The following is a 2,198-nucleotide window of genomic DNA, read 5'->3' as shown; positions in this document are numbered from 1 at the left end:
GGCTCCGGAAACGGCTTCTCCGCCATTACCGCCCTCCGGTTCCGCTTCGCTCCACCTCCAGGCGGCAATGGCAACGGAGGCGATAATGCACTAACAATCAGCACGGACCACTCAGTGGGGGCCGGTCACCACGCTGCCATGCAAATGGCACCACCAACGTCCGCACTGACGCTGCCTTCGTCGGTCCCATCGACTGGTTGAAACAAGCCGCCAATTCCCGCGCGATCGCTTCGCATTTCAACGCTTGTAGACGGAAAAGGGGCACTTTCGATGGTCATCGGCTTTGCCTAAACCAATTCTACCGCGACGGCGGTCGCTTCGCCGCCCCCGATGCACAGCGCGGCAACACCCTTCTTCAGGCCGCGTGCCTTGAGCGCTGCGATCAAGGTGACGATGATACGCGCGCCGCTGGAACCGATGGGATGGCCAAGTGCAGTGGCACCGCCATTGACGTTGATCTTGTCGTGCGGAATCGCGAGGTCATGTTTCGCGATCATGGCGACAGCGGCAAAAGCTTCGTTGACCTCGAACAGGTCGACATCATCGATCGACCATCCCGCCTTGTCCAGCACCTTGCGGATCGCGAACACGGGGGCGGTCGTGAACAAGGCCGGTGCATGGGCATGGGCGGCGGTGGCGACAAGGCGGGCTTCGCGCTTGAGGTGCAGTGCCTGCGCAACACTTTCGCGCGTCAATACCAGTGCAGCGGCACCGTCGGAGATCGACGCCGAACTGGCGGCAGTAATCGTTCCGTCGTTGGCAAAGGCCGGCTTCAGGGTCGGTATCTTATCCGGCTTTGCCTTGCCCGGCTGTTCGTCCTGGGTGACGAACGTTTCCCCGCCACGCCCCGTGATTGAAACCGGTACGACCTCGTCGGCAAAAGCACCGCTGGAAATTGCATGGTTGGCGCGTGCGAGGCTCTCGATCGCGTAAGCGTCCATAGCTTCACGAGTGAACTGATAGTCCTGTGCCGTACGTTGCGCGAAGGCGCCCATGGCCTTGCCCTTTTCATAGGCGTCTTCCAGGCCATCCATCATCATTGTATCGATGACCCGGTCATGACCGATACGGGCGCCGCCGCGATGTTTGGGCAGCGCGTAGGGGGCATTGGTCATGCTCTCCATCCCGCCGGCGATGACCACCTGCGCGCCACGGCAAGCCAGCGCCTCTGCCGCCATGATCACGGCCTGCATTCCTGATCCACACATCTTGTTGATCGTGGTGGCTTCGATGGATTCCGGCAGGTTTGCACCCAGCGCCGCCTGTCGTGCTGGTGCCTGACCAAGCCCTGCCGGGAGGACGCAGCCCATATAGATGCGGTCGATGGCGCCCATGGGGCAACCGGAACGCTCCACCGCCGCCTCGACTGCGATTGAACCCAACCGGGTGGCGGTGACGCTGGAGAGCGCGCCTTAAAAGCCCCCCATCGGTGTTCGTGCATAGGAGGAGATGATAATCGGATCGGTCATGAGAACTCCTACAGGGCGCGGACGACGACCATGTGCCGTTGGCGGACATATGCGCAAACCGGACATGCCCGCACGCTATGAAGCGCCGTACCCAGTTCCCTTATTTATTCGGGATCGTCCCGGTAGGTTTCCGAAACAGGAAGCCCAGCAGGAACAGGACAAGTTTCCAGTTAAGCAGCGAAACGACTTTTCGCGCTTCTTCCGGCCTGACCACAGCGGTCATCGGCATGCTCCCCATGATCTTTCCCTTGATCACAAGATTGCCATCCTTGGCTTCAAGGGTGGCTATTTCCATGAGGTTGCTTTTATCCGGGGCATAAATATTGATCGATTTTTTCATCTATTGCTCCGTTTATGCAGCGTTTCAAAGCTGCGGATAGGCAGGGGTTTCAAACTTGGCTCCAGCCCAGCCTATAGTGTTGGCGGAATCTCCGACGTGTACGTATTTCGCAAACACGTTGTTCACGGCCCCTTCGATTGTTTCCATCATCCCGCAAAAATGCAAGGAAGCCGACTGACTTCAGCGATGTCCCCGGGCGATGGGCACGCATCTGACGAACAACAAATGGACTGATGGCTTGCTTCGTTGTCGCCACGGTCGATTGGGAGATGGGCAGGGATGAACGCAGATTTCGATGTCGTCGTGGCTGGCGCAGGACACAACTCGCTGGTGGCGGCAGCCTATCTTGCCGCGGCCGGAATGAAGGTGCTGGTGTTGGAGCGCAATGC

General features: G+C 59.4%; 2 protein-coding genes and 1 pseudogene. 1 reads left to right on the top strand and 2 read right to left on the bottom strand.

The annotated features are described in order from the left end of the window. Positions 1 to 287 precede the first annotated feature (287 nt). Positions 288 to 1,469 (bottom strand): annotated as a pseudogene (locus QMG56_RS23145) (acetyl-CoA C-acyltransferase). Positions 1,470 to 1,569: 100 nt separating this feature from the next. Next, the gene (locus QMG56_RS23140; protein WP_281825249.1) at positions 1,570 to 1,809 is read right to left on the bottom strand and encodes a hypothetical protein; all 240 of its coding nucleotides are present in this window, start codon (positions 1,807 to 1,809) and stop codon (positions 1,570 to 1,572) included. Positions 1,810 to 2,088: 279 nt separating this feature from the next. On the opposite strand from QMG56_RS23140, the gene QMG56_RS23135 reads away from it, so the two are divergent. Further along, a partial coding sequence (locus QMG56_RS23135) for an NAD(P)-binding protein (protein WP_281825171.1) occupies positions 2,089 to 2,198 on the top strand: 110 nt, incomplete at its 3' end.

The organism is Sphingobium sp. BS19, from assembly GCF_027925545.1.
GTDB lineage: Bacteria > Pseudomonadota > Alphaproteobacteria > Sphingomonadales > Sphingomonadaceae > Sphingobium.
The sequence above is the reverse complement of the archived record's forward strand: the minus strand, read 5'-3'. Positions and strand labels throughout refer to the sequence as shown.